General features: G+C 51.1%; 14 protein-coding genes. 2 read left to right on the forward strand and 12 right to left on the reverse strand.

Annotated features, from left to right (window positions below):
- Nucleotides 1-3 precede the first annotated feature (3 nt).
- The 6 genes from hemE to NDK47_RS18610 all read right to left on the reverse strand — a co-directional run bounded on the left by hemE (nucleotide 4) and on the right by NDK47_RS18610 (nucleotide 5,822).
- Nucleotides 4-1,041: a uroporphyrinogen decarboxylase gene (gene hemE / locus NDK47_RS18585; RefSeq protein WP_251871268.1), complete on the reverse strand. Its 1,038-nt coding sequence runs from the start codon at nucleotides 1,039-1,041 to the stop codon at nucleotides 4-6.
- A gap of 136 nt (nucleotides 1,042-1,177) precedes the next feature.
- Nucleotides 1,178-2,035 carry a DUF4097 family beta strand repeat-containing protein gene (locus tag NDK47_RS18590; RefSeq protein WP_251871269.1) on the reverse strand — a complete coding sequence of 286 codons (858 nt, stop codon included), beginning with the start codon at nucleotides 2,033-2,035 and terminating at the stop codon, nucleotides 1,178-1,180.
- 1 nt (nucleotide 2,036) lies between these two features.
- Entirely contained in the window at nucleotides 2,037-2,588 is a 552-nt protein-coding gene (locus NDK47_RS18595; RefSeq protein ID WP_251871270.1) for an HAAS signaling domain-containing protein, read from the reverse strand.
- Nucleotides 2,585-2,905 (reverse strand): PadR family transcriptional regulator, encoded by a 321-nt coding sequence (locus NDK47_RS18600; protein WP_251871271.1) that lies wholly within the window; start codon nucleotides 2,903-2,905, stop codon nucleotides 2,585-2,587. The genes NDK47_RS18595 and NDK47_RS18600 overlap by 4 nt, the downstream gene beginning before the upstream one ends.
- 161 nt (nucleotides 2,906-3,066) lie before the next feature.
- On the reverse strand, nucleotides 3,067-4,944 hold the full coding sequence (locus NDK47_RS18605) for a bifunctional metallophosphatase/5'-nucleotidase (protein WP_251871272.1): 1,878 nt from the start codon (nucleotides 4,942-4,944) through the stop codon (nucleotides 3,067-3,069).
- Nucleotides 4,945-5,033: 89 nt separating this feature from the next.
- A complete protein-coding gene (locus tag NDK47_RS18610) occupies nucleotides 5,034-5,822 on the reverse strand; it encodes an alpha/beta fold hydrolase (protein WP_251871273.1) in 789 nt (262 codons plus the stop codon).
- Between the two features lie 282 nt (nucleotides 5,823-6,104).
- On the opposite strand from NDK47_RS18610, the gene NDK47_RS18615 reads away from it, so the two are divergent.
- Entirely contained in the window at nucleotides 6,105-6,986 is an 882-nt protein-coding gene (locus NDK47_RS18615) for a hypothetical protein (RefSeq protein WP_251871274.1), read from the forward strand.
- A 67-nt stretch (nucleotides 6,987-7,053) separates the two neighbouring features.
- Here the strand turns inward: NDK47_RS18615 and NDK47_RS18620 are convergent, their stop codons facing one another.
- Nucleotides 7,054-8,490, reverse strand: a complete 1,437-nt coding sequence (locus NDK47_RS18620) for an aminotransferase-like domain-containing protein (RefSeq protein WP_251876242.1) — start codon at nucleotides 8,488-8,490, stop codon at nucleotides 7,054-7,056.
- Nucleotides 8,491-8,599: 109 nt separating this feature from the next.
- Here NDK47_RS18620 and NDK47_RS18625 point away from each other — a divergent pair, with 109 nt between their 5' ends.
- Nucleotides 8,600-9,520: a DMT family transporter gene (locus NDK47_RS18625; RefSeq protein WP_251871275.1), complete on the forward strand. Its 921-nt coding sequence runs from the start codon at nucleotides 8,600-8,602 to the stop codon at nucleotides 9,518-9,520.
- Between the two features lie 157 nt (nucleotides 9,521-9,677).
- On the opposite strand, the gene hemL is transcribed toward NDK47_RS18625, so the two are convergent.
- From hemL to NDK47_RS18650, 5 genes are read right to left on the reverse strand one after another with little or no spacing between them, the layout of a single operon-like run.
- Nucleotides 9,678-10,961, reverse strand: a complete 1,284-nt coding sequence (gene hemL, locus NDK47_RS18630) for a glutamate-1-semialdehyde 2,1-aminomutase (protein ID WP_251871276.1) — start codon at nucleotides 10,959-10,961, stop codon at nucleotides 9,678-9,680.
- 7 nt (nucleotides 10,962-10,968) lie between these two features.
- On the reverse strand, nucleotides 10,969-11,943 hold the full coding sequence (hemB, locus tag NDK47_RS18635) for a porphobilinogen synthase (protein WP_251871277.1): 975 nt from the start codon (nucleotides 11,941-11,943) through the stop codon (nucleotides 10,969-10,971).
- Nucleotides 11,927-12,748 carry a uroporphyrinogen-III synthase gene (locus NDK47_RS18640; RefSeq protein WP_251871278.1) on the reverse strand — a complete coding sequence of 274 codons (822 nt, stop codon included), beginning with the start codon at nucleotides 12,746-12,748 and terminating at the stop codon, nucleotides 11,927-11,929. The genes hemB and NDK47_RS18640 overlap by 17 nt, the downstream gene beginning before the upstream one ends.
- On the reverse strand, nucleotides 12,745-13,689 hold the full coding sequence (gene hemC / locus NDK47_RS18645; protein WP_251871279.1) for a hydroxymethylbilane synthase: 945 nt from the start codon (nucleotides 13,687-13,689) through the stop codon (nucleotides 12,745-12,747). Before hemC ends, NDK47_RS18640 begins: the two co-directional genes overlap by 4 nt.
- A 29-nt stretch (nucleotides 13,690-13,718) precedes the next feature.
- A complete protein-coding gene (locus NDK47_RS18650) occupies nucleotides 13,719-14,537 on the reverse strand; it encodes a cytochrome C assembly family protein (RefSeq protein WP_251871280.1) in 819 nt (272 codons plus the stop codon).
- Nucleotides 14,538-14,540: the final 3 nt, after the last annotated feature.

The following is a 14,540-nucleotide window of genomic DNA, read 5'->3' on the forward strand; positions in this document are numbered from 1 at the left end:
GCGTTACGCGTCTCGACGATAGCTGTGGATATAGCTGGTCAGTTTTTGCAGAGTTTCCACCTTGGCATCCGGGAATACGCCATGACCCAGGTTGAAAATGAAGCCTGGCTGCTTGGTACCTTCATCGAGAATTTCTTTCGCTTTGCTCTCCAGTTTTTCCCATGGGGCCAAAAGCAGGGTTGGGTCCAGATTGCCCTGCAGCGTCTTCGTTACGCCCTGCTCGCGAGCCGAGGTGATGGACGTGCGCCAGTCGAGTCCAACGACATCGACAGGGAGCTTGTTCCACTCTTCCAGCAGATGGCCGCAGCCTACACCAAAGTAGATTGTGGGGACATCGGTATCGCGCAGAGCCAGCAAAATCCGCTCCATGACAGGAGTGATATAAGTCCGATAGTCTTCGTCATTCAGTGCGCCTACCCAGGAGTCAAAGACTTGAACGGCTTGCGCCCCTGCCGCGATTTGCGCCTTGAGATAGGTGATCGTTAGCGTACCCAGCTTCTCCATCAGCTTGTTCCAGGCTTCTGGCTGCGTGTACATGAACGCTTTGGTCTTGTGGTAGTGCTTGGACGGACCGCCTTCAATGATATAGCTGGCCAATGTAAACGGTGCTCCTGCAAAGCCGATCAGCGGCACAGACAGCTGCTGACGCAAGATTTTAATCGCTTCCATAATGTAAGGAACATGTGCGTCCGGGTCCAAATCCCCTAGACGATTGACATCATCCATGGATTGGACCGGGTTTGCGATCACAGGTCCGATGCCAGATTCGATGTTGACATCTACACCAATGGGCTTTAGCGGAGTCATAATATCAGCAAAAAGAATAGCCGCGTCCACACCCAGCTGCTCCACAGGAAGACGGGTCACCTCTGCGCATACTTCCGGTATGTAGTTCATTTCAAAAAACGTGTGCTTGGCACGGATAGCACGGTATTCTGGCTGGTAGCGTCCAGCCTGACGCATGTACCATACAGGCACGTGGTCCGTGGGCTCCTTTCGACAAGCTTTCAAAAACGTATCGTTAAACGATTTTACAGTCATGAATAAACCTCGCTTTACACGATAATAATCATTAACCCTATGATACCACCCGGCAATCGACAAAAAATGCTATGATTGTGTCAAAATCGTTATGGTTTCTGCCTGCCAGCTTCTCGTACCAGTCTTTCCAAAAAATTCATTGACGAATCCTGATATCACCGGTAGTGCTGCGAACCTTCAGGTTGGGTCCGCCCGTCCCTGCTGCCCCGGTCAGTTTGTGCTTTCCTTTATCCGTAATGGTCAACTGCGGCCAATCCACTTCCAAATCGCCGGTATCGGAAAAAAGACTGACTTGAGCCTCAGAAGGAAGATTCCGAATCGTCAATTTGATGTCGCCCGTATTCGTGCTGACATTCACATCCTGTTTCATTTCTTCAAGCACCAATCGCTTGATATCACCCGTCACGCTGGTAATGTCGATCTTCCCCTGTGCGGACGCGATATCCATGTTTCCCGTATCTGTTTTTATTTCCAGGCTATCCCCAACGAAACCAGCCAGTACAATATCGCCGGTACTCGTCCGCATCCTTGCCTCTTTTGCTTGCAGACTGCTGATGCGAAAATCGCCTGTCGCACTTGTCACCATGATTTTTTCGTAGACCGCTTCTGGGACCATCACCTGCAGCTCCAGTTTTCTCGAAACAGGCAGGAAGAACCCGATTTGGACGCCATTGTGTTCCCGCAGCTTCACTTGCAGGATGCCCTCAGGTGTCACTTCCGTCAAAAATTCCAGCCTGTCTTTTTGTTTCGTATTAATATCGCCGATCAGGCGAATGCTTGCCTCTGGCTGATTGCCCGTCGACAAAACGACATCTGCCGTGTCCGTATCTACCTCTAGCCCGGTAATTGGTTTTTCGATCGTACGTTTTTCATCGACACTTTCTGTCAGCAGCTTCATATCATGAGTTTGATTGTATTGCCAGATGAGTCCGATCACTCCAATCAGAAAGAGAAGAGCGAAAAAACCAAATACGCCGTTTACCAGACGTTTCATGTTACTTCCCCCTAATCATGCGTACATTAAATTGCAAATAACGCAAAAATTGACGATAGAGCCACCTGCTGAGACGAGCCAGACCAATCGCAAGCATGCCGCCCAGACCGCAGGAGGCCATTGAGGCGAATAACATCATCATCCGATCATGCGACACATTCGGAATACCGTACTGCAGGAAAAAGACAAGCGGTGCGAAAAACAACGTAATGGCCGCCACAAAAAAAGCAAAGAGCGCGCCAATCATTCCAATAAACGGGCCGAGGACAAACACAAGGTTAAAAAAGCCCAAACTGACGGTTGCCAACACCGCTCGGGTTATATTGCCTACTGATGCGTTGGATTGTGCTTGATGGATGCGGTAACCTGCCAATATCTCACGCGCGAGTGCTTTGGGGCTGCCCAGACTTTCTGCGATCTCCTCTTCACTCTTTCCCCTTTCCACCCCGATCAAAAAATGCTCGGTATAATCTGCGACAATATCCAAGCGTTCCTTGTCAGGCAAGTCACGAAGAAGCGCGTTTAGTTCATCTATAAACTCGCGTCTATTCATAGACCGATTCCCTCCTCAATGATCTGGTTGACCCCGCGGGTAAAAATTCGCCATTCCATCACGAGATCATTCATATACGTGCGCCCTTTTTCCGTGAGTTGGTAGTACTTGCGCGGTGGACCTTCAGGCGACTCAGCCAAATAGGTGGTAAAAAAGCCTTCGATGGTCAACCTGCGAAGCAGGGGATAAACGGTTCCTTCTGCGATGTGGAATTTCTCTGAGATGATGGCCACCAGTTCGTAACCATATCTGTCTTCCTGGGCAACAAGCACCAGTACACAAAGTTCCAATACGCCCTTTTTAAATTGAACGTTCACTGAGCATCACCTTGTGTGATATTACCAAATAGCTATTATACAATGCAAGGTACTTTACAAAAAATTATAATTCTTCGTCTGAATTAGGCCGCTTACCGTGAAAAAAGCCCTTTTCCCAACCTTCGGGAAAAGGGCTCGCTGCTATTGTATTCCGATTGTTTCTATTCGTTCACTTCGACAATGCGTCCCTCTACTTTTGGATTGATCGTTTTCCGTTTGATCAGTTCCTCTTCAACGAGGCTGTAGAAGGTCAGACCTGTATTGAATGCAGGTTTTTGGAAGGTTACGTAGCCGTCGCCGCCTGTTGCCAGGAAGTCGTTGGTTGCCACTTTGTAGGTTTTCTTCAGATCAAGAGCTTGGCCGCCTACTTTTACTTCGACTACGCGCTCACCAGCAGGTTTGCTCGGATTGTACGTAAAAGACATACCGCTGATTTGCGGGAAGCGTCCCTCGCCGCTTTCCACTTTGCTTACGCCATCTTCCAGTGCCTGACGCAGTTCTTCTCCTGTCACTTCAATCACAACCAAGGTGTTCGGGAACGGAAGCAGGGTGTACAGATCCTTTTTCGTAATGTCGCCTGCTTTGAGCTGAGTGCGAATTCCGCCCGCATTGGTCAAGGCTACGTCCGCTTCATGACCTTTGATCGATTTGGTGCGCTCCAGCATGATGTCGGCAATCAGGTTCCCTACATTGGTCTCCTTTTTGCGAACCAGCGTTCTGTCGCCGTCCAGGTCTACTTCGGACTTGGCGATAACGACATTCATCACTTCATCAATTTTGGCCACGATTTCCTGAACCATTTTTTCTACTTCAGGATCAGCTTGTACGGATTCATCGTACTCTTTCAGACCGCCGCTGAAAGCAACCAGTTCTTTGCCCAGGTAATAGAGATCAGCACGCCCCAGGGACTTTCCGTACTCCCAGTCTTGAACGATGTACGTGCCGTTCACCAGCTCAGGTTCTTTTAGTGGCGTGTGGGAGTGACCGCCGACGATCAGGTCGATACCCGGTACGTTTTTGGCGATTTCACGGTCTACCTCTACACCGATGTGGGAAACGACAATGACATGATCCGCTTTTTTCTTCAGCTCAGGAACAACAACCTTAGCCACTTCAACCGGATTCTTAAAAGTAAGTCCTTTTACATTGTTCGGGTGAGTCAGAATCGGTGTATCTTCAGCTACAAACCCGACGAAAGCGAACTTTTTGCCTCCGATTTCTGCTTCAAAGGTAGGCACCAGCAATTCTTTGCCGTCCGCTTTGAAAACGTTTGCCGAGATGACCGGATGCTTCAGCATGTCGCGCAGCTTCAAGAGCTGCTCATAGCCGAAGTCAAACTCGTGGTTGCCCGCAGCCATTACGTTATAGTTGAAGTAGTTCAGAATCGGAACAATCGATTCTCCCTGGAATTGGTTGACATAGACTGTGCCCTGGAAGGTATCGCCTGCATCCAGCAAAAGGAAGTTCTCGTTCTCCTCACGCCACTCTTTCAGCAAGCTAGCGATTTTGGCAAAGCCAAACTCCTTCTGGTTTTTATCTTCGGTAATATGGCCGTGCGTATCATTGGTATGGGCGATCGTGACATGCGTCGTCGCAGCATCTCCAAGAGCCTGGAAGAAATCTCCACGGGTTACCTGCGCTTTGTTTTCCAGCTTCACTTCAAAGCCCAGTTTTTTTGCCAGTTCGGTCAGTTTTGCCGAAGAGAGCGTTTGTGTCGGGTTTTTAAAGTCATCCTGGGTCACCGCATCCTTGGTTTTTGCCCATGCCAGGTATGGAGCGGACCAGTGCGAACCTTTGTCTGTCGGTGCAGCAATTTTGGTGTCGCTCAATTTGGCAAATACAACGACGGCTTCAGCCAAGGTCACATTGCGATCCAGAGCGAGATCACCGTTTGCACCCGGGGTTACGATCGACTTCTTTACCATCCAGTCTACATGCTGAACAGGATGCAGCGGGGCTGCAAAGACGGATCCGGCCATCAGCGCCGAACAGATTGCGGCTGCCAAAGCGGACAGGGTAATACGACGTGTTTTTTTCATTTCACGTTTCTCCTCCCATTATGTATATAGATATGAACAATGCCTCTCCAATTATAGCAAATATTTCTGTGGAATGGGGCGATATCCTGCTAGATTTTGGAGAGGAAAGACAGCATCTCTTGCGCTAGTTCATCCGGGGTCTCCAGCATACCCATGTGCCCGGCTCCCTCCAGCAATACCTGGTGGACGCGTGGCCCTTTCACAGTAAAGGTTTTCTCAGGGGCGATGATCTGATCATTTTTTCCTGCTACGAGCAGCAGCGGGCAGGGAAGCGAGGCGAGAATCTCCCTGCGATCCGGTCTGTCTCTCATCGCCTCCAGGGTTCGGATAGCCCCTTCCGCCGGCGTCTGTAGTCCAATCTCTCTGGCCAGGTTCCACTCAGCCGGGATAAGAGTTGCACTCTCGGGAGCAAAAAGCTTGGGGATCAATGCTTTGATAAACGGCTCCACCCCGTTGCGCTGGATGTTGTCCATTCCTTTTGTCCGGTTTGCCTTCGCCTGCTCGTCATCGGGATAGGCAGTGGAGTGGATGAGTCCAATCGCTTTTACTCTTTCCGGGAAAAGCTCAGCAAAGGCAAGCGCTACGTAACCGCCCAGAGAGTGTCCCAGCAGCGTGATTTTTTCTATTCCCGTTTGGTCGAGCAAATGCGCCAGATCCCCCGCCATTTTTTCAACGGTAAATGATTCGGACGGGACCGAGCTATTTCCGTGACCACGCAGATCGGGAGCAATGACACGATGGCTTTTCTCCAACTGCGGAAGAATTTTCTGCCAATAAGCAGAGCTTCCGCAGAATCCGTGGACCAAGCAGACAGCTTCCCCTGCACCGCTGTCCAGATAAGCGATTTCTACATCATTTGCGACGGTTTTCGTCTTCATCGAATGTACCTCCCATTCTTTTATGGCAGCGTTAGCTTACTGGTTAGTGTTTCCTTTGCTCATCAAAACAATGATACGGAAATCCTACTCACCTGAAAAGGAATCACAGTTCGCCCCATGGTTCCCTATGGCATTCCGCTTGGACCTAGACACTTTTACCCCTTTTTGCAAACTCGCGTGATCCCTGCTTATCAAGTTTCTCCAGCCTGCCGATATGAGTAAGGAATACCATTATTGAGTGCTTTTGGGAGCATAGCTCAATGACATCAGGAGGAATTCAACATGAAGCTTTTTCCGCGTACTGTCCTTTTTTTGCTGATCTTACCTGCTTTTTTGTTGACCGGCTTCTCTTCTGCAGAAAAGCCGATCCGAGCCACCTGGCTGTGGCAAACCTACCAGACCGCCTCGCAGCCCGAGCAAATTCTCGCGTTTGCCGCTGAACAAAAGGTCAATCTTCTCTATCTGAAAATTGATACCTCGCTGCGACCGGCCTATTACCAATCCTTTATCAAAAAAGCCCGCGCGGCAGGGATTGAAGTCCACGCATTGTCGGGCAAATCAAGCTGGGGTTTGTCGCAAAACCGCGCAGAAATGCTGGACTTTGCAAACTGGGTGATCCGCTACAATCAAACGGTGGATACGGATGCGGCCATTACGGGTATCCATTTTGACATCGAACCCTATACGTTGCCCGAATGGAAGACGGATCAGGCTGCCGTGATCCGCCAGTGGATGGACAACGTAGATGCCTACGTGAACCTGATTCAAGAACAGCAACCCTCGCTTCATATCGGATGTGATATTCCATTCTGGCTGGACAAGTACCCTCTTCCGGACGATTCCGCTGTCTCCGTTACCGAGCGGCTGATCTCCCGGCATGGTCACGTCACAGTGATGGCCTATCGAGACCGTGCAGAAGGGCCAAACAGCATCTCGGCGCTCGTCCCGGAAGAGCTGGACTTTGCTGAGCGGCTGGGCAAACAGGTCGTGATCGCAGTGGAGACCAAAGCGAGCAATGAAGGTGATTTCGTCACCTTTTACGAAGAAGGCCGCGCCAGGATGGAAGAAGAACTGAGCAAACTGCATCAGCTTTTTTCCAAGCGAACTTCATTCGCCGGAGTAGCCATCCATTCCTATGAGTATTGGACTTTGTTGAAGGAATAAAAGCATCACCCTTTCGCTTCCAGCAAGTGAACGACCCCGCCAAAGCACTGGCGGAGTCGTTTTTTCTTCAGAAATGGGTGTGGGCATGATTCAATTCGCGGGACAACTGGATCAACTGCCTCACCCCTTCGCGAAGCTGTTTTTCATTAATATAGGAATAGCTCAGACGCATCCACGCCTTCTTTTCTTTCAATGGGTCACAGATGGAGCCAGGAACGAATGAAATCGATTTCTCGATGCTTTTGGCCAGCAGCTCATCCATCGGGACGGACGGCGGGAGCTTGACCCAGAGATTTAATCCGCCTGCAGGACTGCTCCAGGTCCAATCTGTAAGCGATAGCTCCTCTTCCATGATGGATTTTCTTACATTCAACGCGATCCGCAGTTTTTCCAGATGCTGCTGAAGCCGAGCAGAGGAAAAGTAATGCAGAAATATCTTTTGATTGAGCAGAGGACTGCCGTTATCCGATAAAGCTTTCAGGGTAAACAGATGCTTCATCAACGCGGGCCGCAGACAAACAGCCGCGATTCGCAAACCTGGGGCCACGTATTTGCTGAAGCTGCGGATATATACGACGTAGCCTTCTGTACTGTACGAAAACAGCGGCAGAGGCGGCTCCCGATCAAAGTAGATATCATGAAACGTATCGTCTTCAAGCAAGAAGCAGCGATGACGCTCCGCCAGCTCGACCAGCTGCTTTCGCTGTTTTGCCGGAATGGTGTAGCCTGTCGGATTGTGAAAGGTGGGATTGAGGTAAAATAAACGCGGCTTGTGTTGGATCATGTACGACTCTACCTGCTCCAAATCGTAGCCATTCGGATGAATATCTACGGGCAGCAGCTTTGCACCCTGCTGCCTGAAAATGTCTATGGCTGCACTGTATGTGGGTCTCTCTATCAGCACCGCATCCATCGGCTGAATCAGCAGGCGAGCCAGTAAATCAATCGCCTGCTGCGAGCCTGAGGTGATGAGGATGTCATCTGCTCCCACGTGAAAATGATGCTGATGGGCAAAGTGGCGGGCCAAGACATGCCGAAGCTCTTCGTCCCCCTGCACGGTGGAATAAGTGCTCAAAACCTTGGGGTACAAATCAAAAATCTCTTTCACATACTCTGAAAAATAGCGGTTCGGCAGCAAATTGGGGTCGATCAGCGCATAAGAAAACTGATAGGTTGCCGGCACGCGATGGATTTCTGACAAATGACTTTTCTGCACATAGGAGGAGACAATCGGAGAATCCAGGTCATCAAATGGCAAAAGTCCGCCGGGATGGACGTAATAGCCGGATTTATCTTTGACATACACCTTTTTATCTTCTTTTAGCCGTTGGTAGGCCTTGAAAACGGTCAACCGGTGAACATTCAGCTCGGATGCGAGCAAGCGGATCGACGGAATCTTTTCATGCTCCCTCCACTCTCCCCGCTGGATCCTGGTCCAGATGTAGTCATATACGTGCTCGGATAATGCCTTGACCTGTGTTCCTCCCCCGTTTACTCTTTCCATCTTGATGCCCCCCTTTTCCTTATCATAGACGAACTGGTCTGCATCTGTTCTATTTGATCGCATCTGTTCTATTCTCTTCTTCTTATGATGATACCAAGGAGGCGTTACTATGGTAATCATCAACTACGCAATCATGTGTCTCGTGTTTGGAACCACCTTTTTGACGATTAAAATCGGCATTGATGCAGGAGCTCCACCCTTTTTCTCGGCCGGAATCCGTTTTTTTCTGGCGGGACTTTTGCTCTTTGTCTGGATGATCTTGAAAAAACGTGCCCGCGTCAACCTGCTGATCCAAAAGGAAATGATGATTACGGGACTCTGCCTGACCTTCGGTACGTTTTCCACCCTGTACTGGGCGGAGCAATACGTTACCTCGGGAGCGGCAGCCATCCTTTCGGCGACAGCACCGATGATGATCTTGCTGCTCCAGATGATAGTAATGCGCGAACAAGTCGCCAGGAAAGCATTGATCGGTTGTCTGATTGGTTTTCTCGGTGTGATTCTTCTGGTCTTCCCTCAAGTAACCATGACCGCCAGCCTGTTTTGGCTGCTCGGCAGTGGAGCAATCCTGATTGGCCAGCTTTTTTACTCGTCAGGTGCTTTGTATTCCAAGCAGGTCATTCGCCGCTTTGCCGATTCTTCACCCGTCGCCCTGAATGCTGTCCAGATGATGTACGGTGGAGCGATGCTGATGATTCTCTCATTTTTTACCGAACCGCTTCATCTGTCATCCATGCTTACACCCAAAGCGATCGGCTCGCTGCTCTATCTGATCATCATCGGTTCCATGGTGGGACATACCATTTTTTACTGGCTGGTAGCCAAAACCAATCCCGTCTTCCCCTCTACCTGGCTTTATCTGTCTCCCGTAATCGCCATGGGGCTGGGCGCCCTTCTATATCATGAAACGGTTACCTGGTTCATGGCACTGGGAGCTGTCACGACCATTGCGGGAATTGTCATCGTTAATTTCGACTCCCTGCGCAATCTGATCAAACGACAGCAGCGAAAAGAACTGGACCTGGCATGACATAACATGGAAGGACTAGCATGGAAGGACGGCTATTTCCAGACTTCCCAGGCGACCATGCCAACGCACAACGTAGATGCTGATCGGCAATCAAAAAAGTCCCCTTTTCGGAGGGGACTTTCGTCTTCATTTCTTTTGATTCGCTGCTTTTCTTTGCCTACAGCTTTTTCATCGCCTTGTAGCTGGCATCAATCGTCCGTTCAATATCCGCTTCTGTATGAGCCAAAGAGACAAACATGCCTTCAAACTGAGATGGCGGAATCATGATGCCTTCCTCCAGCAGATTGCGGAAGTATGCCGAGAATTTATCCAGATCAGAGGTTTTGGCTGTCTCGTAATTAATGACAGGCGTCTCGGTAAAGAACAGGCAAACCATTGATCCCACACGATTCAGGGTATGCGGGATGCCCAATTTGCGGGCGTTGTCTGCCAGCCCTTCAGCCAGACGTGCAGACAGCGTCTCCAATTTTTCATAGGCACACGGCTGCCCCAGTTCCTGCAGAGTCGTAAGACCCGCTGCCATCGCCAGCGGATTGCCTGACAGCGTACCCGCTTGATAGATGGGACCCGCCGGAGCAATTTGTTGCATAATTTCTCGTTTACCGCCGTAGGCACCTACCGGCAGACCACCGCCGATCACCTTGCCCATCGTTGTAAGGTCCGGGGTGATACCGTACAGCTCTTGCGCCCCGCCGCGGGATACGCGGAAACCGGTCATCACTTCATCAAAAATCAGCAGCGTGCCGCTCAGCTCGGTAATCTCGCGCAGCGCTTCCAAAAAGCCTGGCGCTGGCGGCACAACACCCATATTTCCTGCAATTGGCTCCACAATCACTGCGGCCAGATCGGAACCGTAGGATTCAAATGCGAGTTTGACGCTTTCCAGATCATTGTACGGCACCGTGATGGTATTGATCGCGGTCGCTTCCGGAACACCCGGGCTGTCAGGCAGTCCAAGGGTCGCCACGCCAGATCCTGCCTTGATCAGCAAGCTGTCCGCATGACCGTGGTAGCAGCCTTCAAACTTCATGATTTTATTCCGTTTGGTGTAGCCACGGGCCAGGCGCAAAGCGCTCATCGTCGCCTCTGTTCCCGAGTTGACCATCCGCACCACTTCAACAGACGGCACAATTTCGCAAACCAGCTTGGCCATTTCAGTTTCTCTTTCTGTCGGCGCACCGAAGCTCGTTCCCAGTGCGGCTGCCTCCTGGATCGCCGCCAGCACTTTTGGATGGGCATGCCCCAGAATCAGCGGTCCCCAGGAACCGATGTAATCAATGTAGTGATTGCCGTCTACGTCGGTAATCTGAGAGCCTGCTCCCTTAGCCATGTAGATCGGATTGCCGCCGACGCTTTTGAATGCCCGCACCGGGCTGTTTACGCCGCCCGGTATGTACTGCTGCGCCTCTTGAAACATCCGCAATGAATTGTCCATTTTCATGATCCGCTCACCTCGCCAGCCATTTTGCCACGTCTTTGGCATGATAGGTAATAATCAGATCGGCACCAGCGCGTTTGAAGCCGACCAGTGTTTCCATGACGATCCGTTCCTCGTCGATCCAACCGTTTGCCGCTGCTGCTTTTACCATAGAATATTCAGCGCTGACGTTGTATACTACGACAGGCAGATCAAAGCTCTCCCGCAGTCTGAGCACCATATCCATGAATGCCAGCCCCGGCTTCACCATCAAAAAGTCTGCACCTTCGGCGACGTCAGACGCTGCTTCCCTCAGTCCCTCGCGTGCATTGGCCGGGTCCATCTGGTAGGTTTTCCGGTCGCCCGATTGCGGAGTAGAGTGGGCAGCTTCCCGGAACGGACCATAGTAAGAAGAGGCGTATTTGACCGCATAGGACATGATCGGGACATGGACAAAGCCCGCTTCATCCAATCCTTCGCGAATCGCCGCGACAAAGCCATCCATCATGTTGGAAGGAGCGATGATATCGGCACCTGCCTTGGCCTGGGAGACCGCAGTGGCTACCAGCAGCCGGAGGGATTCATCGTTGTCCACCTCGCCGTCATGCAAAACGCCGCAGTGACCATGATCGGTATATTGACAAAGACAGGTGTCCGCAATGACGATCATCTCCGGATAGGCTTCCTTGATCTGGCGAATCGCCCGCTGTGTGATCGCTTCATCGTTGTAGGCCTCAGTACCGCAGTAGTCCTTGTGCTCCGGCACGCCGAACATCAGGACAGACTGAATGCCGGCTGCAGCGATCTCTTTCATTTCCTCTTCCAGACGATCCAGGGAAAAATGGTAAACTCCTGGCATGGACGGGATCTCTTCCTTGATGTTTGACCCTTCTACGACAAACAACGGATAAATCAAATCTTCGATTCGTACGTGGTTTTCTCGCACCAGATTGCGCATCCCTGCACTGGAACGCAAACGGCGATGGCGGTCAAAATTGCTGGTCATAATGATTCCCTCCCCAATATGCAATCAAAGCTTCGATTAAGCCCTCTACCGTATACTCCTCGGCAACGATATCGGCATCTATTCCGTGAGCTTTTGCGGTCTGAGCCGTGATGGGACCGATACAGGCGATGCGTACTCCCTGCAAAAGCTCTTTCCCCCCATAGGGGGCCATTGCTTCCATAAAATAAGTGACGGTGGAAGAACTGGTAAACGCGATGACATCAATTTGGCCCTGCCGTAGACGAGCCGCTGCCTCCGGTGCCTGTTCCCCGTCAATTACCGTTTGGTACACATCCACCTCGGTGACATGCATGCCCATTCGGCCAAGCTCCTGCGGCAAAATCTTGCGGGCAATGTCTGCCCTGGGCAATAGTACATGCTCCCCAGGGTGAAGCTGATCCCGCAAGCTGACAAGCATTCCCTCGGCTACATAGTCAGCGGGAATCACGTCTGCTTCCCAGCCGTGTTTGACCAGCTCGGCAGCGGTCTTGGGACCAACCGCCGCCAGCCTGCCCGTCAACTTTTCCGGAGAAACACCCAGTTGATGCATGCGCTCCAGAAAAAAGCGAACCCCGTTTACGCTGGTGAACATGACCCAATCGAAGCGGTTCAGGCGATGAATCGCCTCATCCAAAGAGCTGCAGTCTGCCGGCGGAACCATTTTCAACAGTGGAAATGCGTAGGCTTCTCCCCCGAAAGACTCAAACTGATCGATCAATTCCCTCGCTTGTTGTCGCGATCTGGTCACCATCAAGCGGATGCCGGTCAACGGCCGTGATTGCCCGCTTTCATGCGGGTAGTTCATGCCTGATTCTCCTTTTTCACCTGTGCCAGTACATCTGCGGCTCCTTCTGCAGCAATGGCCTCGGCAACTTCTAGCCCCAATGCAACGGGGTCAGTCCCCTGCGCTGTTTTCTTGAAGACTTGCTTCCCGTCTGGAGAAGCGACCAATCCCGTCAGCGTAATAACCGGCTGTTCATCTGCAGCCGCTTCGTCCAGAGTGGCGTAGGCACCGATCGGCACCTGACAGCCTCCCTCTAGGCGATGCAAAAAGCTGCGCTCCGCCGTGACGGCCAAACGAGTCGGGAGATGGTCGAACTTGGCGAGCAGGCGGAGCGTCTCTTCATCATCCGAACGGCACTCAATCGCCAATGCTCCCTGTCCGACCGCCGGAAGACTGATCTCTACCGGGAGAAACTGACTGATCTCTCCCTCCCAATTTACCCGCTCCAGCCCTGCGGCTGCCAGCACGATCGCATCAAAATTGCCTTCTTGCAGTTTGCGGATGCGCGTATCTATATTCCCGCGAATCGATTCAATCTGCAGGTCAGGCCGGTAGGCTAAAAGCTGTGCGGAACGGCGCAAGCTGCTGGTTCCAATCAACGCCCCTTGCGGCAATTGATCAAGGGTAAGTCCGTTTTTAGAGAGCAACACGTCGCGCGGATCAACGCGCTTCGGAATCGCGCCGATAACCAGACCCTCAGGCAGTTCTGCAGGCATATCCTTCAGACTGTGCACGGCAAAATCTGTCTCCCCATCAAACAGGGACTGCTCGATCTCTTTGACAAACAGTCCTTTTCCTCCCACCTTGGACAAAGTCACATCGAGAATGCGATCCCCTTTGGTTACGATCTCGTGCAATTCAAAAGTTGCCTCTTGTTCAAGCTGCTTCAATTGTCCAATAACCCAGTTTGTTTGGGTGAGCGCCAGATTGCTGCGGCGTGTCCCCACCATCCATTTTTTCATGGTAGCCTCCTAACCAAGCTGCTTTTTCCTTACAGCCAATTGTGAAAGTTTGAAACATCGGTCGCCAAAAAATTGATCAGCACCAGCCCAAAGCTAACGAGGTTCAGCAGGGCCAAAGTGCGCATTTGCCAGGTGTCGCTATATCTCTTGTACAACCAGAAAGAATAGGCGGCCAGAACCAAGGTGGATAACAGTACCTTCGCATCCAGCCAGAACTTGTCGGGGAGCACCAGCTTCCCCCAGATGATCCCCACCAGTATCGCCAACAAAAGCATCGGCACGCCCATCATATTCATCCGGTACGCATACGACTCCAACCGATCCAGACTGGGAAGTCGCCGCAGCATTGGCGTCCAGCGCTTTGCTTTGAGCATGTGATGCTGAAGCAGATACATCGCTGAGAAAATCATCGACAGAGAAAAGGCGCCATAGCTGAACATGGCCAGAGTGATATGGACCAGCAGCAATTCCGACGTCAGCGGTCCAGAAACGGCGTGAAGCGGTGTTTCCGGTAAAAACATAGACAGGACCAGGACGATAAAGCCAATAATATTGGTAAAAAATACCAGTAAATCTATGCGAAAAAAATAGTTGATCACCAGCGATAACGTAACCAGCACCCATGAATAGAAAAAAAGGGTCTCAAACAGCGTGATGACCGGAAAGTAGGACTTTGCCATCAGCTGCGTCACAAAAAATACGGATTGCAAGGCCCAAACGACAGCAAGCAACCCGAAAGCCAAACGATTGACTTTCCGGTTGCTTTGCAAGAAGTCGTTGAAATAGAAGAGAACACTTGCAGCGTAGAGAAAGATCGTGACATCATAGATCCATCTCACATCGGCCATGTA

It is taken from the genome of Brevibacillus ruminantium (assembly GCF_023746555.1).
GTDB classification, from domain to species: domain Bacteria; phylum Bacillota; class Bacilli; order Brevibacillales; family Brevibacillaceae; genus Brevibacillus; species Brevibacillus ruminantium.

Bases quoted from the DNA above. Each gene is read 5' to 3' on its own strand.
- NDK47_RS18615 (WP_251871274.1), top strand. From the start codon at position 6,105: ATGAAGCTTTTTCCGCGTACTGTCCTTTTTTTGCTGATCTTACCTGCT.
- hemB (WP_251871277.1), bottom strand. From the start codon at position 11,943: ATGACCAGCAATTTTGACCGCCATCGCCGTTTGCGTTCCAGTGCAGGG.
- NDK47_RS18650 (WP_251871280.1), bottom strand. From the start codon at position 14,537: ATGGCCGATGTGAGATGGATCTATGATGTCACGATCTTTCTCTACGCT.
- NDK47_RS18625 (WP_251871275.1), top strand. From the start codon at position 8,600: ATGGTAATCATCAACTACGCAATCATGTGTCTCGTGTTTGGAACCACC.
- NDK47_RS18595 (WP_251871270.1), bottom strand. From the start codon at position 2,588: ATGAATAGACGCGAGTTTATAGATGAACTAAACGCGCTTCTTCGTGAC.
- hemE (WP_251871268.1), bottom strand. From the start codon at position 1,041: ATGACTGTAAAATCGTTTAACGATACGTTTTTGAAAGCTTGTCGAAAG.
- NDK47_RS18640 (WP_251871278.1), bottom strand. From the start codon at position 12,748: ATGAACTACCCGCATGAAAGCGGGCAATCACGGCCGTTGACCGGCATC.
- hemC (WP_251871279.1), bottom strand. From the start codon at position 13,689: ATGAAAAAATGGATGGTGGGGACACGCCGCAGCAATCTGGCGCTCACC.
- NDK47_RS18590 (WP_251871269.1), bottom strand. From the start codon at position 2,035: ATGAAACGTCTGGTAAACGGCGTATTTGGTTTTTTCGCTCTTCTCTTT.
- hemL (WP_251871276.1), bottom strand. From the start codon at position 10,961: ATGAAAATGGACAATTCATTGCGGATGTTTCAAGAGGCGCAGCAGTAC.
- NDK47_RS18610 (WP_251871273.1), bottom strand. From the start codon at position 5,822: ATGAAGACGAAAACCGTCGCAAATGATGTAGAAATCGCTTATCTGGAC.
- NDK47_RS18620 (WP_251876242.1), bottom strand. From the start codon at position 8,490: ATGGAAAGAGTAAACGGGGGAGGAACACAGGTCAAGGCATTATCCGAG.
- NDK47_RS18605 (WP_251871272.1), bottom strand. From the start codon at position 4,944: ATGAAAAAAACACGTCGTATTACCCTGTCCGCTTTGGCAGCCGCAATC.